Genomic DNA, 23,818 nt, shown 5'->3' with positions numbered 1-23,818 from the left:
AGACAGTTCTATGCTTGCCGCAGCAAGCGCATGTAGCTGCGACATGATCACGTCGGCACTTCTCACATACACGTCCAATTTCTGGGGCTCTGGATAGTGCACTAAGGCGTAGGCTGGGTCGTTCGCAAAAGTTGCAGCTCCCTGATGGCTTGAAATACCTTGCGCAACTGCCACAAGCAATCCCATCACTAACTCGCAGCGCTCCTCTGGGGGTGGGCTTATGGCATCGGATGCAAGTTCTATCTGCCAGCCGGCAGACACGACAAATCGGCACAGCTTCTTCCTTGTGTGCGCGAGCAGTTCTCCCACAAACTGTGCACTGCCGTGCCGGGAAGATCCTTGGATAACAGATCGAGCAGTACGATCCACCCTGATGGATTCGATGTGCTTTGTCCATGTGCCGACCACACTGATCGCACTCACTAGCTCGTGCAGCACTTCCCAGGTAGCGACCGCTCATCGAATCACCTCAGCCTTTGCAGGCTTCTTCCTGGGCGGCTGATAGCGCTTGGCAGCTTGGAGCAACCGATGTGCTCGGTGGCTTCGACACTCAACCTTACTATCTGCCTGTCCACTGACTCGCGCAACCGATAAACGCTTGTTGCCTATCAAAGTAGTTTGATCAGCGAGTACTGTCAGTTCGTATATGGCTGCCTCAGCAGCTGCAAGTAGCGCTGTTCGCTCAGAGATTCGCCACCAGCTCCATGGTTCACCTGAACGCGAGAATCGCGCGTCTTTTGTTGCATGAGTTGTCAGTGTCCGATGCATCGCCTGCTGTCTTGCCAGCCCAGTTTCCGTGCAATCATTCAATATGTAGTCGACATGCCTCTGATAAGTCAGTTCACTGGCGCTGGGTCGATCTTTTGTAACGCCATCTGCCAAACGCCGCCAACACCACGCGCATCGCTTCACGATCATGGAGTCATGTCGGTAGGGAACAAACGGCATATCGCAATGCGGGCACGCATCTAGCAGATATTCTCCGTGCTCGACACACATCCATTGATGTGATAGACGCCAGTTGATACAGCAACACGCACTCGCATCAAGACATTGAGGGCAGTAAAGCTGCCCATAGCGCAAGCGAGCACGGTGATAAACCCCAACGGGTGTAATCCATGTCGCGTATCCATGGCGCTGGACATCAAGACGACGGGCGTGCATCCAACTCTCCAGCTGCATTCCTTGCACGACCGACAGTGGAAGTGAGATTGCGTCGGCTACAGCTTGACTTGCATCTGCATTGATTGCCCGATCAATGTCGCGCGTCATGAGGTCGCATTTTCTCCAGATTGAGCGTACAAACTGCGACACCGTTTCGCCGCGACCCCATGCGCAACGGACAAGCAGCGACCCCAGGGCCTCGCCACAGAACGGCTTTGCAGTCGAAGTTTTCGGTTGGATCAAGCGCCCCCCTCAGTGCAGACGACGCTTCCCCAACTTATCACATACGTCTTTCAGAAGCTTGTATGTGATCCGCTCTTCGCCCTCCTTGAGCGCGACTTCTGAACCCTCCGTCACGATATCTCTGACGCCACCGATCGTGTTCTGGCAGTTCTGAAAAATGAGATACGCGATCTCTTCGCCAGCCAGCTTTGAGGGTTTGGGGAAAGGAAGCGTGGACTCAAAGCTCGTCAATAGCTGGAGAAACTCTTGATTGGCAATCCAGCGGGGTAGTGCTATTTTCTGAAAGCGGGTCACGAACTGCATGTCCGTGGCCAAGGCGCGCGTGACATCGACGGTTCCCGCCACCACCAGGCTCAATTGGCGCACATTTACGAACCTCTTGACGCAGCTCATGTATTCCTTTTGCTGCCTTGATGTGCCGTTCAGCATGGTATGAAATTCGTCTATGACTAAAAGCTTGACTCGCCGGTTAATCAATTCTTCATCTGCCATAACCTGCAGGCGCTCACGCTTCGCATCAGCTCGATGAGTCACTGACAGCGAAGTGAGCATTGCGCTAAAAAATCGGCCCTCATCTGGCTCTGGAGGAGCTTCCATCCAAACCACAGGTGAGTGCGGATACCCGGCCGCGTCCAGCGTCGTCGGGTTGCGCCGCATGAACTCCCTAGTTAGAGTTGTTTTGCCATTGTTGCTGTCGGCGATCAAGGCTCGACATGGCGGCCGCGTTGTCAGTGGGTAGTTCGCCAGATCTTGCAACTCTCGAAGAGAGTTTTCGGCCGCGGGATATTCGATGTAATGAAGCTGTCTGACATGATTTAGCCGCTCATCAAGCGGCGCCTGCAGCAGCGCCTTTGCTTCATTGTTCAGATGGTCGTATGAGCTCATTTGCTTCGTACTGGGAAGCCAGTCAGAGTCTTCTTGGAAAGTGCAGCAAACGGGTTACCGGTGTCTCCTTCGGTGGGAGATTGCGGCCTCATTCTTGACTCGATTTCGCTGGCATCTATTGCCTGCGGCTTACCCGATTGGCCTGCCCTTTGGTGTGAACGACGGACCTTTTGCGTTGTCTTTACTGCTTGCTGCTCTCGCTCCTTGCTGCGGTTCCGATATCCTCGCTTTGCTTCTTTGTCTTCCATTGCAAGGCCGGCTTTATGTCTTAGCTTCTCTGCTTCGAGATACTCTTCGTATCCGACCTCATCGTTGTCAGTCTCGTCTGGTGGGTACTTGGGAATTTCGTAGTACTGTTTGGCTTCCGGATCCAGAAACCAAATCTTGTTACGAACCTGTGGGTGATGACGGATTTCAAACTGGCGTTTTTGCGTCGGATGCTCAGGATCAGTCGCATTGATCCAGCGATTCAAGACTTCGTGATAGAAGTCATTTCGCCCCCAACGGATACCGGTGTTCTGTACTACACGCGTATCGCCCGGCATGAAATCTAGTTTGAATCGCTCAGGATCACTCGGCAGCACAGGCAACCCGATACCTGGCTTGTCATCGCTCCCCATGACACCTCGTTCCCATGCTTTGATCGGAGGGATCCCAAGCGCTGAATGCTTGGTCTGGTGATAATGGTTGACGATCCAATCAGCGATCTCAATCTCCAACTCTCTCAGCGTATAGGCTGATTTCTTCTTGGAGTCGTAGCCCTCCCGCTGCTTGATGTTTGAGAATGTAGTCCCGGGCTTACGATGCAGCATATGGTTGACGTTACCCACCATCCGTTCGATATGCCCGCCGTACTCTGGCGTCTTCACCGGCCTCAATTGCAAGTCGATGCGGTACTCACGGCCTGCGTTCTCTAACGTCTTCCCCTTGAATTCGCGTGCGTTATCACAGTGAAGTCGACGCGGAATTCCACACACCGGCCAGTTTCCGGAAAGACCGAGCGACCCAAGATAGTCTTTTTTCGGCAAGATGCCCATGGCAATTGCCATGCCGGCGGCAACAGACGAAGGTCGGCTCATGCTCAAGTAGAAGCCAACAATCACTCGGGTTTCCACGTCGATGACCAGCGTCAACCAGGGCCGTCCCCAATACTGTCGCGTTTCGGAGAACACGACCAGAATATCAAGCGGCGTGTGATCCATCTGAACGACCGACAAAGGACCACTTGTCTTCGGGAATTCACCAGGCACTGGCAAGCTCTTGTCGGCCTCTTTTTTGTACCCTCGGCGCCGCAGGGCTACATTTCCGGGGATGGAGGTAATGCGATTTCGAATGGTGTTGTCGTGAGGCACTGGTAATCCTTCGACTTCACACCGCTCCCTGATGTCACCAATCACATCTACTTGTTTTTTCTTTTGAGAATTCAGGTAGACATCGTTGATGATTTCCTCAATGATTTCTTCGACCCTGGGGCCTAATCGATATCCCCCTTTGGGACCACGTTTACCAGGTATGAACCCAGCTAATCCCGCTCCATCGAAGTTACTGATCAGCTTGTAGACAGTTCCTGTACTCTTGCCCAGTTCTTTGGCAGCCTGCGCCACCAACTGTCGCGTCCTTCCGTGCGGCTCCAGGACTGGCTCAAGCACGCTGTAGATTTTCTGAGCGCGCTCTTGTTCTTCTTTGGTGAACGTCTCCAACTCCGGAGCTGCAGATCTTGCCGGGCCTTCTTCAGCTAGCGCTTCAGCCGGGTTGTATGCTGACAACTGATGCACATACGCACTCTCCACTTGATGTGTATCGAGGTTCTCGACCAATACGCGCTCAGGTGTCGAGACTCGTTTCACCAGGTGCGGTGCTCCACGGAAGCTCAGGATCACACCTGGCTTGATGAGAAGGAACCTCCCCGGCTCGTTAGACGTTTGCTGCATAGAGCACCGGCTCCTCGTGCCAGATTTCAGACGACATAGTCAGCTTTGACATCAGATTGGCTCCAATTGATCGATTGGCAATCAGCCGCCAAAGCACGCCAACAGCCTCCATGCGCCGCTGCATGTCCTGAAACGTGGCGGCCAACAGATCAGCCGGTGTCGCCAACTCAAGCTGCTCGATAACCTCCAGCAGCATCGCGCTGTGCACACCTGTGTCTGGGTAGGTTCGAAAACCTCGCAAAAACTTGACGTTCTCGAGGAACGGAGTACGGATAAACGTTTCCGTGACAACCCGAAACCGCCACCGACGCGACTTGCAAAGTAACTTTGCAGCGGCAAATCCGTAAGACAACTCCCGCTTTTTTTCTTCAAGCTCATCACGGAACTTCACCTCGTAAAGGATTGGTTGCCAGGGAGTTTTCTGATGGGAGTTTCTAAACTTGACGAGGAAATCCGGCGTATACCGCCTGACACCTGACTCCCCTGCCACTCTGTATTTGATGGTCATTGGCTGCGCACCAATCGTCCCAACCCGTGAGTTGAAGTCGAGCAATTCAGCGAAGTCATATTCGAGCGAGCTCTCGCACTCGAGCGAGACTCCAGCCAGAGTTACGACCCTGCCAGTCATGCTTATGTAATTCGACAGGACCTTCCGAACGCCTTCGGCAGATTCAGTCACGTTAATTATTGTTATTTCATGATCAGTCACGATAATTGATGTGATAAGTTCGATTAATAGATAGTCTACAAGCGCTTTTCTAGAGCGCAAGTGATGGCGACTAGTTCAGGAATTGGCTGTGATTGACAGCGGTTCGCCGCCGCGCCCGGGCGAGGTCTCGCTGGCCCACCATGGCGTGCTGTACCTCGATGAACTGCCGGAGTTTCCGCGGGCCGCCCTCGAAGCCTTGCGTGAACCGCTGGAGACCGGCCGCATCACGATTGCGCGCGCGGCGCGGCGCGCCGAATTCCCGGCGCGTTTCCAGCTGGTGGCCGCCATGAACCCCTGCCCCTGCGGCCACCTGGGCTCGACCCAACGGGCCTGCCGCTGCACGCCCGACCAGGTGGCGCGCTACCAGGGGCGGCTGTCCGGCCCGCTACTCGACCGCATCGACCTGCACGTGCCGGTGGGAGCCCTGCCGGCGGCCGAGCTGCTGCAAGCCAAGGCGGGTGAGGCCAGCGCGGCCGTGCGCGAACGCTGCACCGCCGCGCGGGAACGCGCCCTGGCCCGCCAGGGCAAGCCCAACCACCTGCTGAATGGACAGGAGATCGACACGCACACCCGGCCAGAGGAAGCCGCCCTGCGTTTTCTGGATGCGGCCGCAGTGCGCCTGGGCTGGTCGGCGCGTGGCCTGCACCGCACGCTCAAGGTGGCACGCACCATTGCCGACCTGGCCGGTGCGCCGCGCATCACGCTGGAGCAGGTGGCCGAGGCACTGCAGTACCGGCAGGCCCGCCACTAGTACTGCAACCCAGAGGTAGAGGAGCATGAGGAAAGCGATGAATTCGTGCGCAGGGCCAGGCGCAAACCACAGCCATAGCCTTCGCTATGGCGAGGATTTGCAACGCGGCCATGCGCGCGAGGGCGCGCTTTCGTGTTTCGATACTTCTGGGGCGCAGTACCAGGGGACAGGCCCTACTCCAGCAACATCAGCGCCTGACGCCGGCGCAGGGCTTGCGCAAAAACCAGCCCTACGGCAACAAGCACGGCGCTGCCGCCGGCGATCACCGCCGTCGAACCGTACCGGCCGACCAGATTCGCGGCCAGCAGCACGCCGATGGACTGGCCCATGAAGAGGGCTGAGGCAAACAGTGACACGGCCGTACCGCGCGCAGCCGGCGCCATTTGCGTGGCATTCGCCTGCATGGTGTTGTGGAACATGAAAAAGCCGAAACCCGCCAGCAGGCTGGCCGGCACGGAAGGCCACCAGACCGGTGCGTAGGCGATCACCCCGGCGGACAGGCCCAGCAGCGTCACTCCGCCGCGCGCCAGGCCATGCTCGCCCAGGCGAGGGATCAGGAAACGGGCCCCCGCCATATAAAGCATGCCGCCCAGGCCGAACAGCGCCACGATGGCGCCCGAAGCCGAGAGCGAGAGCCCCAATTCATGGTGCAGGTGCGAAGCCCAGATGGCCAGCACGCCGAAGCCGGAGGCGCCTTCGATCAGCGCGACGATGAGCACGATCCGCGACCAGCGCCCCGTGACGATCAGCAGCGCCTGCTGCACGAACCCCGGGCGCACCTCAGGCGCGGGGTTGTGCGTGGCCGGCGCCTCGCCGCGCTGGCGCCGTTCATCGCGCCACAGCAGCAGGCCCACCACGCCGAAGAGCAGCGTCATGAAGGCAAAAGCCCAGCGCCAGCCCAGGGTATCGGTGAACAGGCCGCCCAGCAATTGGCCGCCGGTGATGCCCAGCGTGGTGCCCAGGCCCACGCGCGCCAGCGTCTCCTGGCGCTGCTCGTAGGCCACCGCGTCGCCGATCCAGGCCAGCGAGAGCGGGATGATGGCCGCCGCACCCAGCGCCACCAGCACACGCGCCAGCACCAGCATGTCCAGGCTGGCCGCGAAAAGCGCCAGCACGCTGCCGACGCTGCAACCCAGCGTGGCCCAGGTCACGATGCGGAACTTGCCCAGGCGGTCACCCAGCGGACCATAGAACAACTGGCACAGGCCATAGACCACGGCGAACACCGAGATCACCTGTGCCGCCTCGGCCAGGCTGACGCTGAACACACGCGCGAGTTCGGGCAGCATGGCGTCACACAGACGCTGCACCGCCATGCTTGCAAAGGTGGCGAAGGACAGCAACAGGACGGAGCGGCGCGTGGAGGCGGAAATCGTGGCGGTGCCGGAACTCATGCAGGAATGTGGAAGTGGGAATCGGCGGACAGGACACGCCCGGATCTGCAGGGCGATGCGCAAGAAGCACACTGAATCATAATCGCCGCCATGCACAAGCGCGCCCGCCAGGCTCCCTCGCTGATCGGCTGGCTCTCACTGGCCCAGTTGATCAGCTGGGGCAGCGTGTTTTATCTGTTCGCCCTGCTGCTGGAGCCCGTCGAACGCGAACTGGGCCTGAGCCGTGCCGACGCCTCGCTGGCCTTCAGCCTGGCCTTGCTGGCCGAAGGTCTGCTGGCCTGGCCCGTGGGGCGGCTGATCGATCGCGGGCACGAGCGCCTCGTGATGACCGTCGGCTCCCTGATCGTCGCCCTGGGTCTGGCGCTGCACAGCCAGATCGACAGCCTGGCCGGCTACTACGGGGCCTGGCTGCTGCTGGGCGTGGGCCTGGCCGGCACGCTCTACCCGCCGGCCTTCGCGGTCGTCATCCGTCGTTACCCGCACAACTTCCGCCGCGCCATCATCACCATCACCTTTCTGGGCGGACTCGCCAGCACGGTCTTCATGCCCCTGATCGCCTGGCTGATGGCACATATGGGCTGGCGCCAGGCCTTGTGGCCGCTGGCCGCGCTGCACCTGCTGGTGTGTGCGCCCCTCCACGCCTGGGTGCTGCGCGATGCGCCGCCGCCGCTCAAACCGCATCCGCAGGCTGCGCATGCACCTCTGCGCCAGCATCTGCTGAGCGCGCCCTATCTGCTGGTGGGCCTGTTCATCGTGCTGCTCATGGGCGTCACGGCCGCCCTGCCCGCGCACATGGTCAGCCTGTTGCGCAGCTACGGCCTGTCCGAGACCTGGGTCATCGCCGTGCCGGCGGCCGTGGGCCTGCTGCAGGTCGGCGGCCGGGCCCTGCTGTTTTTCTTCGAGCACCACCTGAACCCGCATCAGGTCAATCGCCTCATCCCCTGCCTGATTCCCCTGGGTCTGCTCATCCTGCTGCTGGCCCCGCTGGCAGGCCCACTGCAGATCGCCGCAGTGCTGCTCTTCGTCGCCGTCTATGGCATGGGCAACGGCATGCTCACCATCGTCAAGGGCACGGCCGTGGCCGAGTACGTGAGCCGCGAGCAGGCCGCCAGCCTCAATGGTGCGCTGGGCCTGCCCATGGCGCTGGGCCGTGCGACCGCCCCCTGGCTGCTGGGCCTGATGTGGACACCAGCAGGCGCCTACACCTCGGGGCTGGTCTTGATGCTGGTCCTGGCCCTGATCGGCATGCTGGCCCTGGTGCTGGCGCAGCGGCTGGCCCGCCGCCCCGGTCTTTAGTTGGCCGCGGGCAGCGCCAGCAGGGCGTTGCCGTCGATCCGCACGCGCGCGCCCACGCCGACCGGCGCATTCAGTTCCAAGCTGCGCTGGCTGCCATCGTCCATGCGCAGGTCCACCTGGTAGACCGTCACCTTCTTCATCTTTTTCTCGACCTGGTTGCCGGCAATGCCGCCCCCGATGGCACCGATGATGGTGGCCAGGTCCTTGCCCTGACCCTGACCCACCTGGTTGCCGACGATGGCGCCCAGCACCCCACCGGCGACCGCGCCCGTGCCGCTGCCCTGGCCCTCGCGCTCGATGGGCGTGACCGCCGTCACGGTGGCGCAGTCGGCGCAGACCGGCTTGGCGGGCGCGGCCTTGGCCTCCACGGGCGCCGCGACAGGCGCCGGCCTGGCCGTCTTGGTTGTTGCGGTCCTCGGTGCAGCTGCCGGCACCGCTGGCGTGGCCTTTTCGGCATGCGGCGGGCGACCCGCTGACTCGGACACCGCTGCCGGCGCAGCAACAGCGGGCGACGCGGCAGCCGCCTCGGGCGGCTTCTGCGCCTGTGTGTAATAGAGGGCGCCGCCCAGGCCGACAACGGCAACGCCCAGTACGCCAACGGCCGCCCAAAGGGTCTTGGTACCGGTCGCCACAACGGCGCCGGGGGAAATATCGCTCATGTCATGTTCCTTGCAGGTGATCGGGTGAGGACAAGGCTGGCAGCGCCCCGCCCGTCCATCTTCAACGTCCCGATGGCACGATGGTAGACAAGGCCGGCACGAAACCGGCGCCGGCAGGTGTAAAACAGCGTAAAGCCGGGCTCAGAGGTTGGGCGCCAGCAGTCGCTGCAGCTGCTGCTCGCTCATGCCGCGGCGACGCGACAGGTCATGCAGCTGGTCTTCGCCGATGCGGCCCACGTTGAAGTAGGTGCTCTGCGGATGTGCCAGGTAGAAGCCGCTCACGCTGGCCGCCGGTGTCATGGCCAGGCTCTCGGTGATGCCCATGCCGATCTCTTCGCACTGCAGCAGCTCGAACATCTCTTTCTTCACGCTGTGATCCGGGCAGGCCGGGTAACCCGGCGCCGGACGGATGCCCTGGTACTTCTCGGCGATCATGTCCTCGTTGCCGAGCTGCTCACCCGCGGCATAGCCCCAGAGGTCGGTGCGCACGCGGTGGTGCAGGCATTCGGCGTACGCCTCGGCCAGGCGGTCGGCCAGGGCCTTGAGCATGATGGCGGAGTAGTCGTCATGGTCGTCCATGAAGTACTTCTCCTTCTTCTCCACGCCGATGCCGGCCGTCACCGCAAACACGCCCACGTAGTCTGCCGCTGTTCCCTTGGGCGCGACGAAGTCGGCCAGGCAGCGGCTCGGCCGCATGACACCGTCCACCACCTGCTTCTCGGTCTGCTGGCGCAGGCCGTACCAGGTGAGGGCCACGTTATAGCGGCTCTCGTCGGTGTAGAGCTCTATGTCATCGTCGTTCACGCTGTTGGCCGGGTACAGGCCCAGCACGGCGTTGGCCGTGAGCCAGCGGCCTTCGATCAGGCGCTGCAGCATGCGCTTGCCGTCGGAGAAGACCCGCTGCGCCTCCGCGCCCACGACCTCGTCCTTGAGGATGGCCGGGAAGGGGCCGGCCAGGTCCCAGGTCTGGAAGAAGGGGCCCCAGTCGATGTACTTGGCCAGCTCGGCCAGGTCGAAGTTCTTGAACACGCGCCGGCCGATGAATTTCGGCTTCGTCGGCGCATAACCGTCCCAGACGATCGGCGTCTTGTTGGCGCGCACCTTGTCCAGCGACCACAGCGGTGTCTGCTTCTTGTTGGCGTGCTGCTGGCGTACCTTGTCGTAATCGGTGTTGAGTTCGGCGATGTACTGCGCGGCCTGGTCGCTCAGCAGGCCCTGGGCCACGCTCACGCTGCGCGAGGCGTCGGGGACGTAGACCACCGGTCCTTCGTAGTGCGGCGCAATCTTCACGGCCGTGTGCACGCGGCTGGTGGTGGCACCGCCGATCAGCAAGGGGATCTTCCTGATGCGGAAGTGTTCGTCCTTCTGCATCTCGGCCGCCACGTACTGCATCTCTTCCAGGCTGGGCGTGATGAGGCCCGACAGGCCCACGATGTCCGCCCCCTCGACCTTGGCCATGGCCAGGATCTCGTGGCAGGGCACCATGACGCCCATGTTGATGACCTCGAAGTTGTTGCACTGCAGGACCACGGTGACGATGTTCTTGCCGATGTCGTGCACGTCGCCCTTGACCGTGGCGATCACGATCTTGCCCTTGGCCCGCACGTCCTGGCCGGCGGCCTGCTGCTGGCGCTTTTCTTCCTCGATATAGGGAATGAGGTGGGCCACGGCCTGCTTCATGACACGCGCGCTCTTGACCACCTGGGGCAGGAACATCTTGCCGGCGCCGAACAGGTCGCCCACGATGTTCATGCCGTCCATCAGCGGGCCCTCGATCACGTGCAGCGGGCGGCCGCCCTTGGCCACGATGGCCTGGTAGGCTTCTTCGGTGTCGGTGGTGATGTGGTCGGTGATGCCATGCACCAGCGCATGCGACAGACGCTGCGCCACGGTGCCGTTGCGCCATTCGTTCTTCTTGCTGTCGTCCTTGGCCGCGCCCTTGGCGGTCTCGGCGATCTCCACCAGGCGCTCACCGGCATCGGGCCGGCGATTCAGCACCACGTCTTCCACGCGCTCACGCAAGGCGGGCTCCAGGTCGTCGTAGACCCCCACCATCCCCGCGTTGACGATGCCCATGTCCATGCCGGCCTTGATGGCGTGGTACAGGAAGACCGTGTGGATGGCCTCGCGCACCGGGTCGTTGCCGCGGAAGCTGAAGGACACGTTGGACACGCCGCCGCTGACCTTGGCACCGGGCAGGTGATGCTTGATCCAGCGCGTGGCCTCGATGAAGTCCACCGCGTAGTTGTTGTGCTCCTCGATGCCGGTGGCGATGGCGAAGATATTGGGGTCGAAGATGATGTCCTCGGGCGGGAAATCGACCTCGTCAACCAGGATGCGGTAGGCGCGTTCGCAGATCTCGATCTTGCGCGCATAGGTGTCGGCCTGGCCTTTTTCATCGAAGGCCATCACCACGGTGGCCGCGCCGTAACGCTTGACGAGGCGCGCCTGGCGCTTGAACTCTTCCACCCCCTCCTTCATGGAGATGGAGTTCACGATGCCCTTGCCCTGGATGCAGCGCAGGCCGGCCTCGATCACGCTCCACTTGGAGCTGTCGATCATGATGGGCACGCGGGCAATATCGGGTTCGCTGGCGATCAGGTTCAGGAAACGCACCATGGCGGCCTGGCTGTCGAGCATGGCCTCGTCCATATTGATGTCGATCACCTGGGCGCCGTTTTCCACCTGCTGGCGCGCTACCGCCAGCGCCTCCTCGAACTGGCCGTTGAGGATCAAACGCGCGAAGGCCTTGGAACCGGTGACATTGGTGCGCTCACCGATGTTGACGAAAAGGCTGTCGGCGCCGATGTGCACCGGCTCCAGGCCGGACAGCTTCATGGGGGGAACGGAAATATCGGACATGCGGCTCACCTGAAAAGATCCATGGCAGGTGAGCGTCGTTGGGACATCCAAGCCTGACAACACGGTCTGTGCTGCTGCAACGCTCCTTGGATGGCACCGATTTTAAGGGGTATTGCACCCCCACGCCATTCGTGTGTACTGAATGAGCCTCAGCCCTGGACCGCCTGCACCGGAATCACCCGACGCGCCTGTGCGCTCCTGTCCTGCACGGCCCGCGCGCGCAGCTGGCCACAACCGCCGTCGACGTCCTGCCCCGCCGACTGGCGCAGCTTGGTCAGGATGCCGAGCTGATGCAAGCGGCGCGCCAACGCGAGCGCCCGCTCGGGATCTGGCCGTTGGTACGGCAGGCCTTCGACCGTGTTGTAGGGAATCAGGTTGAGGATGGCGTGCTTGCCGTGCAGCAGCCGCACCAGGCCTTCGACTTCTTCCTCGCCGTCGTTGATGCCCGCCAGCAGGGTCCATTGGTACTGGATCGGATAGCCGCTGGCACGTGCATAGGCCTCACCGGCCTCGATCAGCTCTTCCGGTGAAATGCGCGGCGCACGCGGCAGCAGCTGGGCGCGCAGGTCGGCGCGCGTGCTGTGCAGCGAAAGCGCCAGCGCGGGCTTCACACGCCCCAGCGGCAAGGCCTCGAAGACGCGGGGGTCGCCGACCGTCGAGAAGACCAGGTTCTTGTGCCCGATATTGCCCGCCGTGCCCAGCAGGTCGATGGCCTCGAGCACGTTGTCCAGGTTATGGGCCGGTTCGCCCATGCCCATGAACACCACGCGCTTGACCGGCTGGCGGGTGCGCGCCAGCACCACCTGGGCCACGATCTCGGCGCTGCCCAGCTGCCGGATCAGCCCGGTCGTGCCGGTCATGCAGAACACGCAGCCCACGGCGCAGCCGACCTGGGTGGAGACGCACAGGGCCGGGGTGCGCCCGGGCGGCAGCAGCACGCTCTCGACCAGCTGGCCATCCGCCAGGGCCACCACCAGGCGGTGCGAGCCGTCCTCCCCCGGATGCTCGGAGACCAGCGTGGTCAGGCCGGTCAGTTCGCGCTCAAGCGCCGGCAAGGCGCTGCGCAGCGTGGTCGGCAGGAAATTCTCGATCGGCCGGCTGCCGTGGTCCTGCGGCAAGGCCTGCGACCACAGGCGCAGCACGCGGTGCTCGTGACGGGGGTTGGCACCGAGCGCCCGCAGGCGTCGGCGCAGTTCTTCGATCTGCATGGCTAAGGGCTTCAGGCCCCGACCGGGCCCGCGGGCTTAGCTTACCCGTTTGTCCGCCGGCTGCCTGGAAGACGTTCGCACGCTCCAGACCATGGTCACGATCAGGATGCCCACCACCACGGCCAGCGAAAGCGCCACGGGGATCTTGTAGACGTCGATCAGCATCATCTTCGTCCCGATGAAGACCAGGATCACGGCCAGCCCGTAGTTCAGCAGGTGGAAGCGGCCGGCCACGGCCTGCAGCAGGAAGAACATGGCACGCAGGCCCAGGATGGCGAACACATTGCTCGTTAGCACGATGAAGGGATCCTGCGTGATCGCGAAGATGGCCGGGATCGAGTCCACCGCAAAGATCACGTCGGTCAGTCCCACCAGCGCCACCACCATCAGCAGCGGGGTGGCGATGCGTTTGCCGTTTTCAACGGTCCAGAACTTCTCTCCGTCGAAGCCCTTGCTCACCGGCATCAGGCGGCGCAGCAGCTTGAGCGCCGGGTTGTCGTCCAGGCTGCCTTCCTTGCCGGCGGCCCACCACATCTTGATGCCGGTAAGCACCAGGAAACCGCCGAAGACGTAGAGGATCCAGTGGAACTGCGTCAGCAGCCAGCTGCCGACCAGGATCATCACCGTGCGCAGCACGATGGCCCCGATGATGCCGATCATCAGCACCCGCTTCTGGTAGGCCGGAGGCACCGCGAAGTAGGTGAAGATCATCAGGAAAACGAAGATGTTGTCGACCGCCAGGCTTTTCTCGATGAGGTAGCCGGTCAGGAATTCGAGCGACTTCTCGTTGGCGACCTCGCGCGAACCCGAGGTTTCAAGTACCGCCCACCAGAGCAGCCCGTTGAAGAGGAAGCTCAGGACGATCCAGACGATCGACCAGTTGAGCGCCTCCTTGACGCCCACCGCATGGGCGCCCTGTTTCCTGAGGACGACGAAATCGACGAAGAGCGCCGCCAGGACGAAGGCGACAAAAACGATCCACAGCCAGAGTGGCGCAATGCTTTGCATGATCAAGACCTCGTTTGCCAGTGTTGAAGAACACCCGCAAGGTCTTGCCGGGCTACCGACCTGCAGTGTCGGTAGCCGGGGGCCCCGGCCGCTGGTTTCCAGCGGCGTATTGACGTGACCCCCGCAGGCTGCTCAGGCATGCACGCCCGGCGGTCTGCTTGACTACTCCCCTTGTTGGGAGCCCTGATTGTGCCGCCCAGCGCATTTCCACAGAAGGTCTGGGGATCAGCCCTTACGGTTTCAGGCGGCTTCCCGGTAGAACGGGCCTGCGCTGCCCAGCACGCGTGCGGGCAGCGGCGCCACCGCAGCATGGATCGCGCCTATGTGCTCGGGCGTGGTGCCGCAGCAGCCGCCGACGATGTTGACCAGGCCCTCGGAAGCAAATTCCTTCAGGAGACGCGAGGTCACGTCGGGGGTCTCGTCAAAGCCGGTCTCGCTCATGGGATTGGGCAGGCCGGCGTTCGGGTAGCAGCTGATGTAGGTGTCGCCGGCCACTTTGGCCAGCTCCTGGATGTAGGGGCGCATGAGTGCGGCGCCGAGTGCGCAGTTCAGGCCCACGGCCAGCGGACGGGCATGACGCACGCTGTGCCAGAAGGCGGTGACGGTCTGGCCGCTGAGGATGCGGCCCGAGGCATCGGTCACCGTGCCGCTGATGATGAGCGGCAGGCGCTGGCCGGAGGCTTCGAAATATTCGTCGATGGCAAACAGCGCGGCTTTGGCGTTGAGCGTGTCGAAGATGGTTTCCACCAGCAGCACGTCGGCCCCTCCTTCGACCAGGGCTTCGACCTGCTCGTAATAGGCCGCACGCAGTTCTTCAAAAGAGGTGTTGCGCGCACCGGGGTCGTTTACATCCGGGCTGATGCTCGCGGTCTTGGGCGTGGGGCCCAGGGCCCCGGCCACGAAGCGCGGATGGTCCGGGGTGCTGTACTTGTCGCAGGCCTCGCGTGCGATGCGCGCGGAGGCCAGGTTCATCTCGCGCGCCAGGTGCGCCATGTCGTAGTCGGCCTGGGCCACGGTGGTGGCGCCGAAGGTGTTGGTCTCGACCAGGTCGGCGCCAGCGGCCAGATAGCCCTCGTGGATGTCGCGAATGACGTCGGGGCGGGTCAGGGACAGCAGCTCGTTGTTGCCCTTGACGTCCTTGTGAAAATCCTTGAAACGCTCGCCGCGGTACTGGGCCTCACCCAGCTTGAAGCGCTGGATCATGGTCCCCATGGCGCCATCCAGGACGACGATACGTCGGGCCAGGATACCGGGCAGGGTTTGGGCGCGGGTGTAGTGCAGCGGTTTCATAGCCCTCTATTGTAGAAAGGCTGGTCTGGCCGGCCCAAGGCCGGCCCAAAACCCGGGACAATAGAGCCCCATGAAACATCTTTTGCCCCGGGAAGCCTGGGAGTTCCTGCAGCAACAGCCGACGTCGCTGTTTCTCGATGTGCGCATGGAGATCGAGTCGCTCTACGTCGGTCGTCCGCCCGGCGTGGTCAACATCCCCTGGTACGAGTACCCGGATCTGACGCCGGATCCGGCCGCTTTCGTGGCGGCCGTCGAGCGCGAAACCGGCGGCGACAAAAGCCGTCCCCTGGTCCTGCTGTGCCGCAGCGGCAAGCGCACGCTCGACGCCGGCATCGCCCTGCAACAAGCGGGCTACACCCAGCTCTACAACGTGTTGCACGGTTTTGAGGGGGATCTGGACGACCACTTCAAACGCTCCACCCTCAACGGCTGGCGGCACGACGGTCTGCCCTGGGAGCAGATGTGAGCGGTCTCTTGCACACGGCCTGACTTGAACACCCCGCTCCTGTCCCCCCGGGACATCCTGCGCCAGGTCTTCGGTTACGAGGCCTTTCGCGGTCCGCAGCAGGCCATCGTCGAGCACGTCGTCGCGGGCGGTGACGCCCTGGTGCTCATGCCCACCGGGGGCGGCAAGTCCCTCTGCTACCAGGTGCCGGCCATTGCGCGCCAGCAGGCGGGCCACGGCACCGCCATCGTCGTCTCGCCCCTGATCGCCCTCATGCACGATCAGGTGGGCGCCCTGCACGAGGCGGGGGTCGAAGCGGCCTTCCTGAACTCCAGCCTCTCGGGCGAAGAAGCCGCGCAGGTCGAGAAACGTCTGCTGCGCGGCGAGTTGACCCTGCTCTACGCGGCGCCCGAGCGTGTCACCACCCCGCGCTTCCTGGCCCAGCTCGACGCCATGGCCGAACGCGGCCAGGTGGCGCTGTTCGCCATCGACGAGGCGCACTGCGTGAGCCAGTGGGGCCACGACTTCCGGCCCGAATACCGGGCGCTGACGGTGCTGCACGAACGCTATCCCGGCGTGCCGCGCATCGCGCTGACCGCCACGGCCGATGCGCTGACGCGCGCCGACATCCTGGAACGCCTGCAACTCGAACAAGCGCAACAGTTCGTCAGCAGCTTCGACCGCCCCAACATCCGCTACACCATCGTCGAGAAGAAGGATGCGCTGACGCAGTTGCTGCGTTTCATCGGACGCGAGCACGCGGGGGATGCCGGCATCGTCTACTGCCAGTCGCGCAAGCGCGTAGAGGACGTGGCCCAGTCCCTGGTCGAAGCCGGCATCGCAGCGCTGCCCTACCACGCCGGCCTGGATCAGGCGGTGCGGCAGCAGAACCAGAACCGCTTCCTGCGCGAGGAAGGGCTGGTCATGGTGGCGACCATCGCCTTCGGCATGGGCATCGACAAACCCGACGTGCGCTTCGTCGCCCACCTGGACATGCCCAAGAACATCGAGGGCTATTACCAGGAAACCGGTCGCGCCGGGCGCGACGGCGCCGCCGCCGACGCCTGGATGGCCTATGGCCTGCAGGACGTGGTGAACCAGCGCCGCATGATCGACGAAAGCCCGGCCGGCGAGGACTTCAAGCAGGTCATGCGCGGCAAGCTCGACGCCCTGCTGGCCCTGGCCGAGGCGACGGACTGCCGCCGGGTGCGGCTGCTGGGCTACTTCGGCGAGACAAGCGAGCCCTGCGGCAACTGCGACAACTGCCTGCACCCACCGGCCGTGCACGACGGCAGCGAGCTGGCGCGCAAATTCCTGAGCTGCATCTACCGCGTGCAGCAGGCCAGCGGCATCAGCTTCGGCGCAGGCCACATGATGGACATCCTGCGCGGCAAACAGACGGAAAAGGTGGCCCAGTACGGCCACGAGCAGCTGAGCACCTTCGGCATCGCCAAGGAAGCTGGCGAGAGCGAGCTGCGGGCCGTGCTGCGCCAGCTGATCGCGATCGGCGCGGTGGCGGTAGACGGGGGCATGTTCAATACCCTGCGGCTGACCGATGGGTCCCGGGCCGTGCTCAAGGGGGACGTGAAGGTGCAGCTGCGCGAGTCGGTGGCCACGCCGTCAGCGAAACGCAGCCGCCGCAGCGGCGCCCTGGCACCGGCAGCGCAGGCGCTCGGGGTGGACGACCAGGTGCGTTACATCAACCTGAAGTCCTGGCGGGCCGAGGTGGCGCGCGAACACAACCTGCCGGCTTATGTGATCTTTCACGACGCCACATTGGCGGAGATTGCCCGGCGCCGCCCGCAGACCCTGGAAGACCTGCAGGGCATCAGTGGCATCGGCGCCAAGAAGCTGGAAGCCTACGGCGCCGATGTGTTGCGGGTGGTGGCAGACGGAGCTTGAAGGGCGGCCTGCCGGCGCCCTGGTTTTCCGCTCAGTGGCGGCGGAAGTTGCTTTCGTAGGACATGGCCGCCGCCGACATGGTGTTCTGCAGGCGCTCGATGGCACGGCTGTGGCGCTGCACCTTGGAACTGTCGCACAGCTGCTGGCGGTGGTGCTGCATGAGCTTGTCGAACTTGGTGCGGCAGGGCTCCAGCACGCCGGCCAGATGCAGGGCGATGTAGGCCACATGGTCCGCCTGGGTCTGGCGGAACTCGTCGGTCCACTGCTTGAAAAGCTGCCACTTGTAAGTGCCTTTTTCCGGCACTTTGATGATGTCTTTGCGCATGGTCATAACAGTCCTCTGCTTGCGGGCCCCAACGACTTCGTGATCTCGCCGGGACCGTCCCGGCGGCTTATTCCGGCGCCCGCCATTGACCTATGACGCCTGAGCCCTGTAAACGGTTGACATGGACCCGCTGGACCCCGCCGGCCGGCTGTATCCAGGCGCAACAAACCCCCGAAATTTTGGGGGTTATTGCATGAAACCGACGCTGCGGCTCTCCCGGACTTCGGGCTTGATGCGGTGCTCCGCCTCGAGTTGTTCCAGGAATTCCAGCGCATCGAAACCGCCCCCCAGGATGCCGGCTTGACGCTGCACCGCAGCAAAATCCCCCAGGCAGAGCTGGTCCAGCAAGTCCAGCCGGTGCTGCAGTTCGGGGCTGAGCCGCTCGGCCTGACCGCCCAGGGCTTCGGTCACGAACATGGTGTGGCGCTGCTCGCGCGTCAGGGGCTTGAAGCGGATCTTGAAGGTGAAACGTCGCAGCGCGGCCTGGTCGATGCGGTCGAACAGGTTGGTCGTGCAGATGAAGACCCCCTTGTGGCGCTCCATGCCCTGCAGCATCTCGTTGACCTCGGTCACTTCATAGGTACGCTGGGCGCCTCGGCGGTCCTGCAAAAAGCTGTCGGCCTCGTCCAGCAGCAACACGGCGTTCTCGGCCTCGGCCTCGGCGAACATCGCCGCCATGTTCTGCTCGGTCTCGCCGATGAACTTGCTGACCAGGTCGCTGGCCTGGCGGATCATCAGGGGCCGCCCCATCCTGTCGGCCAGATGGCCGGCCAGCGCAGTCTTGCCGCTGCCCGGCGGGCCGTAGAAACACAGGCTGCCGTGGCCGCGCGTCTGCAAGGCCTGCACCATGCGCGGCAGTTCGAAACGACTCTCCACGTTCAGCAGGGCCAGGTCGTAGTGCGTGTCCGGCGGGCGCGCCGCTGCGTTTTCGCGCCGCTCCCCCAAGGCCAGGTCGGCGTTGCGCAGTTGGCGCTCGATCAGCGCTTCGAGCCCCCCCTGGGCGTTCGCTGCCTCCTGCTCCGGAACGACCAGGCCGGCAAAGCGCACGGCCGTATGGATCTGGGCCGGGGTCAGCCCCTTGCGGGCCACCAGGCGGGCCACGAAGGCGTCGGACACGACCACCCCCTCCAGGGCCCGATGCACCAGCTGCTCGCGCGCGCCGGGGGGCGGCGACTTCAGCTCGAGGTGGTAGGCGAAACGCCGGCGGAAAGCCGGGTCGATCTGCTCGATGCGGTTGGTCACCCAGACCGTGGGCACGGCATTGGATTCCAGGATCTGGTTGACCCAGGCCTTGCCGCTCACGCTGCTGGAGGCGGGGGCGCCGGTCTTCTCGGCGCGCACCAGCAACTGCGCGGCCTCGCTGGAAATCGGCGGGAAGACGTCTTCCACCTCGTCGAACAGCAGGGCCGACTGCGCGCTGCCCTTGAGGAAGACCTGGGCGATCTGCAGCGAGCGGTAGCGCTCCCGCCCGCTGAGCGAATTGCCGTCGCGGTCGGCGTATTCCACCTCGAAGAGCTCCAGCCCCGCGGCCTGCGCGGCCACCTTGGCCAGCTCGGTCTTGCCGGTACCCGGGGGCCCGTAGAGCAGCACGTTGACGCCCACCTCGCGCCGCGCCACGGCGTTGCACAGCAGGGTCGTGAGCATCCGGGCCTCCTCGCCGACGAAGGCGAAGTCCTCCAGCGCCAGGCTGCTCTTGCTGGCCGGACGGGTGAAGACCGCCATCAGTTCTGCCTGGTCGCGGTAGGCCCGCATGAGCACCGGCGGCAGCTTCTCGCTGACCTTCATCAGGTCGGCCAGGTCCGTGATGTTGTGCTCGGAGATCAGGTTGTCCACCAGGCCGATGCGCTCCAGCCGCGAGCCGGTGCGCAGCGCCTCGCCCACCTCCTCGGCCTTGACGCCCGCCACCTCGGCGATGACGGCATAGGCCTCGGCGGCATTGTTGACCTTGAACTCCACCAGCAGACTGCGCAACTCCCGCTGGTAGCGCGTCAGCGTGCCGTAGAGCAGCAAGGCACGCTCGGCCTGGTTGAGCTGCAGCAGATTTGCCAGGGCATCGATGTTCTTCTGCACCAGCGTGGACTGCTTCTTCAGGGTCTGGCGCAACCAGTCGCCGGTGGTCGCCAGCACGGCCAGCAGGTCGCGCGGTTGCTGCTTGGCGTAATCGTCGAGGTAGAAGAACAGCGTGCCTTCCTCGTAGGGACCGCGCCAGTCGCCATAGCGCGCCAGGAAGGCGCTCATGTCCAGCGCCTCGTGGCCGGCCCAGTGCTCGTTGCCGGCGCAACGGCGGGCCAGGTAGTCGCGCAGGCGCTGGAGCACCGGCGAGGGCCAGACCAGGTGCCGACCGGCCAGTTCGATCACGCCATGCAGATCGCGCCGGGCACTGAAGGCGCCACCCATGCGGCTCACCAGGGTCAGCACGAAATGCGAGCACATCAGGTCCAGCACCGGCGCCTCACGCAGGCCGGGCGAGGCCAGCGTAGGCCCGTTCGTCTTGTCGATCAACAACCGCTTGACCATGCAACGCCCTCCGTCAGGACCGGCTCCCTGGACGTGGTCACGATAGCGCAGACCACGGCCGCTGGGAAGCCCCGCCCGACCATGACCGCACGGCCGGATGGCGCTTGACTTTCGCAGCGCTGCGGTCCACCCTTGCCGGTTGCCGGTCCCGGGGTACAGCGGGCGCGCCATGTAAAATGCGCGCAGTCGATTACCCGTCTATTGAGGAAACACCATGTCCCACGAGCCGTCCAAGTCCGCCGATCCGATCGAAAGCATCGTTCACTCCATCCCGGTCGTGATCCCGGTCCTTGGCGCCCTGATGATCTTCCTGCTGGCCTTCATCGCCGTCTTCATGGCCTGAAGCACCCCGCCCGGCGCGCGGCGCTTCAGCCGCCCGTGCGCTGCGGCATGATGTGGATTCCCTGCCGGGGGATCTGCACCAGCAGCTTCCCCCCCAAGCCCGATCCCAGTCGCCGCAGTTGAGCGGTGGACAGGTTGAGCGTCAGCTTTTCCGAAGGCAGGCCTTCGGGCACCAGCGTACACAGGCTGGTTTCGCCCAGGGCCAACACCTCCACCAGTGTGCACACCAGCCGGTTGTGCGTATCGTCAACCGGTGCAGCTGCATCCGGCAAGAGCACGTCCACGTGCTCGCCGGCCAGCACCCAGGTCACGGCCACGCCATCGTCCAGGCGGTGTTTGTCGATCACCTGCAGGTCCAGCCCTGCACCGTCCTGCCCCTCCCAACGCAACACGCCCCGGTGATCCGGCAGACGCCGGAAGCGGCCGCGGAAGTGGTTCTGGATGCCCACCAGATCGGCCACGCGCGCGTTGCGGGGGCTGGAAAAAACGCGCTCCGGTGGCCCGCTTTGCAGCGTGGCCCCGGCATCCACGATCACGACGCGATCGGCCAGTCGGCGTGCTTCCGACAGGTCGTGCGTCACCAGCACCATCGGCGTGGAGACCTGCTGGCGCAAGGCGGCAAGCTCGCGGTAAAGCGTCTGGCGCGTGGGCGCGTCCACGGCAGAGAAGGGCTCGTCGAGCAGCAACACGCCGCCCGGCTCGACCCGGCCATCCTGCGGCCGCAGGATGCGGCGCAGGGCCCGGGCCAACGCCACACGTTGCTGTTGCCCGCCCGAGAGCTGGGCCGGCCGCCGCTGCTCCAGCCCGGCCAGCCCCAGCCGCTCGAACAGCGCGCGCAGCGAGGCATCCTGCCGGATGTCCAGGCTGGACGGGCAGGCCACGGCCACGTTTTCCAGCGCGGTGAGATGCGGAAACAGGGCGTAGTGCTGGAAAACCAGTCCCACACGGCGCTGCTGCGGTGTCAGGCAGAGGCCACGCGCACTGTCGAACCAGGGCTGATCGCCAACCTGGACCGTGCCCTGCAGCTGCGGCGCGCGCAACAGACCGGCCACCGCGCGCAGCAAGGAGGTCTTGCCGCTGCCCGAGGGGCCGACCAGCGCAATCAGTTCCCCCGCGGCGCACTCGAACTCTGCCGCCAGCGGCATGGGCGCCTGGTTCTGCAGACAGACCTGGAGCCTGCCCATCAACGCTCCTGCAAACTGCGCGCCGCGGCCTGCCGACGATCGGCGGCAAACACCAGCGCCAGCGCCAGCAGCGAGAACAGCACCAGCGCCAGCGCCATGCCGTGCGCGCCGCCGAGGTCGAAGGCCTGGACCCGGTCGTAGATGGCCACGCTCAGGGTGCGCGTCTCGCCCGGAATGCTGCCGCCCACCATCAGCACCACACCGAATTCGCCCAGGGTGTGCGCCACCGTCAAGGCCACACCGGCCAGCAGGCCGGGCCAGGCCAGCGGCAGCTCGATGCGCCAGAAGGTCTGCCACACACTCAGGCCCGAGACCCAGGCCGCCTCGCGCAGGCTGTGCGGCAGGGCGGCAAAGGAACGCTGGATGGGCTGCACCATGAAAGGCAGGTTCACCAGCAGGCTGGCCAGCAGCAGGCCCTCGAAACTGAAAACCAGGCGCAGGCTCAGCGCCGAGGCCAGCCAGGCGCCGAGCGCCGAGCCCTGGCCAAAGACCAGCAGGAGGTAGAAACCGATCACCGTGGGCGGCAGTAGCAGCGGCAGCATGAGCAGCGCCTCCACCAGCGGCTTGCCGCGCCAGGCACTCAGGGCCAGCCAGCGCGCCAGCCACAGGCCCGGCGGTAGCAGCAGCAGCGCGGTGGCCGCGGCGAGCAGCAAGGAGACGCGGGCGGCCTGGTAATCCATGCGCCCATTATGTCCGGGGGCTCTGCGCCATCAGACCGCGAAGCCGTAGCGCCGGAACACCGCCTGGGCCGCCGGCGTCTGCAGGTAGGCGTAGAGCCGCTGGGCGATGTCGGGCGCGTCTTTCAGCAGCACCATGCGCTGACGCATGGGCTGGTGCAGGCTTTCCGGAAGCAGGATGTGACGGGTCTGGCGCGCCACTTCCGGCGCCAGGGCCAGGGCCTGGGCTGTGATGCCGGCTTGGGCAGCGCCGGTCGTGACGAACTGAGTGGCCTGGGCGATGTTCTCGCCCAGCACCAGTCTGGTTTTTGCCAGATTCCACAAGCCCAGCTTTTCCAGCGCTTGCTGGGCGGCTCGCCCATAGGGTGCATGCTCCGGATTGGCGATGGCGAACTTGCCGACCCGCGACCATTCCGCCTGCAAGCCCATGAGTTCCGAGTCCAATTGCAACGTCGAGGCCGCCGGGACGATCAGTGCGATCCGTCCCAGACCATAGACAACACCGTAATCTGCCATTCCGCCCGGCAGGGTTCGCGTCAGACCGGCCTCGGCCAGTTGCAGGACCCAGCTCTCGTCGGCCGACATGAAGAGATGGACCGGCAGCCCCTGCCGGATCTGGCGTGCGAAGTTGCCGGACGAGCCATAGCTGGCCTCGACCTTGAGGCCCGTTTCGCTCTGGAAGATCTCCAGCAGCTGAGCCAGTACAAACTTCAGGTCGCTGGCGGCGGCCACGCGCAGCACGGGCGGCCTGGCCCAGTTCGGCCGCGCCGCCAGGCCCAGCGCCAGCAACACGAGGCCGTGCCGCCGCCGCAAGCCCGGGCTGGTTTTGGAGGCCAGTTTTTGACGAGGCATAAAGTTATGCATGTTTTGCATGGATTTCGGCCGTAACCCGGATGTAACCGGGGATCCACTTTATACAATGGCCCGCACAGCGCCGCCAGCCGCCCTTCTGGGGCCCTGGTGCCAGGCATTTTCCGGAAGCTGCGGGCCAAGCCGCACGGGCCGGTTTCGAACAGATCACCATAA

Annotated in this window: 19 protein-coding genes, 1 pseudogene and 1 riboswitch; of the genes and pseudogenes, 5 read left to right on the top strand and 15 right to left on the bottom strand. The window is 64.2% G+C overall.

The genetic code is table 11. The features are described from left to right. Positions 1-456: 456 nt before the first annotated feature. Genes AC1RRP_RS12040 through AC1RRP_RS12025 form a run of 4 tightly spaced genes read right to left on the bottom strand, consistent with a single transcriptional unit; the run spans position 457 to position 4,902 of the window. Positions 457-1,407, bottom strand: a complete 951-nt coding sequence (locus AC1RRP_RS12040; protein WP_493036460.1) for a TniQ family protein — start codon at positions 1,405-1,407, stop codon at positions 457-459. Positions 1,408-1,416: 9 nt separating this feature from the next. Continuing rightward, positions 1,417-2,292, bottom strand: coding sequence for a TniB family NTP-binding protein (locus tag AC1RRP_RS12035; RefSeq protein ID WP_493036458.1), 876 nt, complete (start codon positions 2,290-2,292; stop codon positions 1,417-1,419). After that, complete coding sequence (locus tag AC1RRP_RS12030) at positions 2,289-4,223, bottom strand: TnsB C-terminal domain-containing protein (RefSeq protein WP_493036456.1); 1,935 nt, start codon at positions 4,221-4,223, stop codon at positions 2,289-2,291. Before AC1RRP_RS12030 ends, AC1RRP_RS12035 begins: the two co-directional genes overlap by 4 nt. Beyond that, the gene (locus tag AC1RRP_RS12025) at positions 4,207-4,902 is read right to left on the bottom strand and encodes a TnsA endonuclease N-terminal domain-containing protein (protein ID WP_493036454.1); all 696 of its coding nucleotides are present in this window, start codon (positions 4,900-4,902) and stop codon (positions 4,207-4,209) included. The genes AC1RRP_RS12030 and AC1RRP_RS12025 overlap by 17 nt, the downstream gene beginning before the upstream one ends. 112 nt (positions 4,903-5,014) lie before the next feature. Between AC1RRP_RS12025 and AC1RRP_RS12020 the strand changes: the two are divergent. Beyond that, positions 5,015-5,683: pseudogene (locus AC1RRP_RS12020) on the top strand (ATP-binding protein); the annotation flags it as partial. A gap of 173 nt (positions 5,684-5,856) precedes the next feature. Here the strand turns inward: AC1RRP_RS12020 and AC1RRP_RS12015 are convergent. Next, the gene (locus tag AC1RRP_RS12015; RefSeq protein ID WP_493036452.1) at positions 5,857-7,077 is read right to left on the bottom strand and encodes an MFS transporter; all 1,221 of its coding nucleotides are present in this window, start codon (positions 7,075-7,077) and stop codon (positions 5,857-5,859) included. 90 nt (positions 7,078-7,167) lie between these two features. On the opposite strand from AC1RRP_RS12015, the gene AC1RRP_RS12010 reads away from it, so the two are divergent. After that, complete coding sequence (locus tag AC1RRP_RS12010) at positions 7,168-8,373, top strand: MFS transporter (protein ID WP_493036450.1); 1,206 nt, start codon at positions 7,168-7,170, stop codon at positions 8,371-8,373. Here AC1RRP_RS12010 and AC1RRP_RS12005 read toward each other — a convergent pair. The 5 genes from AC1RRP_RS12005 to AC1RRP_RS11985 form a co-directional block, all read right to left on the bottom strand. Then, a complete protein-coding gene (locus AC1RRP_RS12005) occupies positions 8,370-9,032 on the bottom strand; it encodes an outer membrane lipoprotein (RefSeq protein WP_493036448.1) in 663 nt (220 codons plus the stop codon). The genes AC1RRP_RS12010 and AC1RRP_RS12005 overlap by 4 nt on opposite strands. Before the next feature lie 141 nt (positions 9,033-9,173). Next, positions 9,174-11,870 (bottom strand): methionine synthase, encoded by a 2,697-nt coding sequence (gene metH, locus AC1RRP_RS12000; protein WP_493036631.1) that lies wholly within the window; start codon positions 11,868-11,870, stop codon positions 9,174-9,176. Between the two features lie 47 nt (positions 11,871-11,917). Beyond that, a riboswitch (S-adenosyl-L-homocysteine riboswitch) is annotated at positions 11,918-11,988 on the bottom strand. 55 nt (positions 11,989-12,043) lie between these two features. Then, positions 12,044-13,102 (bottom strand): RNA methyltransferase, encoded by a 1,059-nt coding sequence (locus AC1RRP_RS11995; RefSeq protein ID WP_493036446.1) that lies wholly within the window; start codon positions 13,100-13,102, stop codon positions 12,044-12,046. Positions 13,103-13,138: 36 nt separating this feature from the next. After that, entirely contained in the window at positions 13,139-14,110 is a 972-nt protein-coding gene (locus AC1RRP_RS11990) for a TerC family protein (RefSeq protein WP_493036444.1), read from the bottom strand. A gap of 240 nt (positions 14,111-14,350) precedes the next feature. Further along, a complete protein-coding gene (locus AC1RRP_RS11985) occupies positions 14,351-15,400 on the bottom strand; it encodes a homocysteine S-methyltransferase family protein (RefSeq protein ID WP_493036442.1) in 1,050 nt (349 codons plus the stop codon). 70 nt (positions 15,401-15,470) lie between these two features. Here AC1RRP_RS11985 and AC1RRP_RS11980 point away from each other — a divergent pair, with 70 nt between their 5' ends. Further along, the gene (locus AC1RRP_RS11980) at positions 15,471-15,866 is read left to right on the top strand and encodes a rhodanese-like domain-containing protein (protein ID WP_493036440.1); all 396 of its coding nucleotides are present in this window, start codon (positions 15,471-15,473) and stop codon (positions 15,864-15,866) included. Between the two features lie 39 nt (positions 15,867-15,905). Continuing rightward, positions 15,906-17,747, top strand: coding sequence for a DNA helicase RecQ (gene recQ / locus AC1RRP_RS11975; RefSeq protein WP_493036629.1), 1,842 nt, complete (start codon positions 15,906-15,908; stop codon positions 17,745-17,747). Positions 17,748-17,778: 31 nt separating this feature from the next. Here the strand turns inward: recQ and AC1RRP_RS11970 are convergent, their stop codons facing one another. Continuing rightward, positions 17,779-18,078 carry a hypothetical protein gene (locus AC1RRP_RS11970; protein WP_493036439.1) on the bottom strand — a complete coding sequence of 100 codons (300 nt, stop codon included), beginning with the start codon at positions 18,076-18,078 and terminating at the stop codon, positions 17,779-17,781. A 180-nt stretch (positions 18,079-18,258) separates the two neighbouring features. Then, positions 18,259-20,589 carry an ATP-binding protein gene (locus tag AC1RRP_RS11965; RefSeq protein WP_493036437.1) on the bottom strand — a complete coding sequence of 777 codons (2,331 nt, stop codon included), beginning with the start codon at positions 20,587-20,589 and terminating at the stop codon, positions 18,259-18,261. A 214-nt stretch (positions 20,590-20,803) separates the two neighbouring features. On the opposite strand from AC1RRP_RS11965, the gene AC1RRP_RS11960 reads away from it, so the two are divergent. Next, positions 20,804-20,932 carry a hypothetical protein gene (locus AC1RRP_RS11960; protein WP_493036435.1) on the top strand — a complete coding sequence of 43 codons (129 nt, stop codon included), beginning with the start codon at positions 20,804-20,806 and terminating at the stop codon, positions 20,930-20,932. A gap of 25 nt (positions 20,933-20,957) precedes the next feature. Here the strand turns inward: AC1RRP_RS11960 and AC1RRP_RS11955 are convergent, their stop codons facing one another. The 3 genes from AC1RRP_RS11955 to modA are packed head-to-tail and all read right to left on the bottom strand — an operon-like array spanning position 20,958 to position 23,644. Beyond that, entirely contained in the window at positions 20,958-22,115 is a 1,158-nt protein-coding gene (locus AC1RRP_RS11955; protein ID WP_493036433.1) for an ABC transporter ATP-binding protein, read from the bottom strand. Further along, a complete protein-coding gene (modB, locus tag AC1RRP_RS11950; RefSeq protein ID WP_493036431.1) occupies positions 22,115-22,795 on the bottom strand; it encodes a molybdate ABC transporter permease subunit in 681 nt (226 codons plus the stop codon). Before modB ends, AC1RRP_RS11955 begins: the two co-directional genes overlap by 1 nt. Positions 22,796-22,825: 30 nt before the next feature. Continuing rightward, complete coding sequence (gene modA / locus AC1RRP_RS11945; protein WP_493036429.1) at positions 22,826-23,644, bottom strand: molybdate ABC transporter substrate-binding protein; 819 nt, start codon at positions 23,642-23,644, stop codon at positions 22,826-22,828. Positions 23,645-23,818: the final 174 nt, after the last annotated feature.

Source organism: Hylemonella sp. GW821-FHT12C09, from assembly GCF_058807395.1.
The sequence above is the reverse complement of the archived record's forward strand: the minus strand, read 5'-3'. Positions and strand labels throughout refer to the sequence as shown.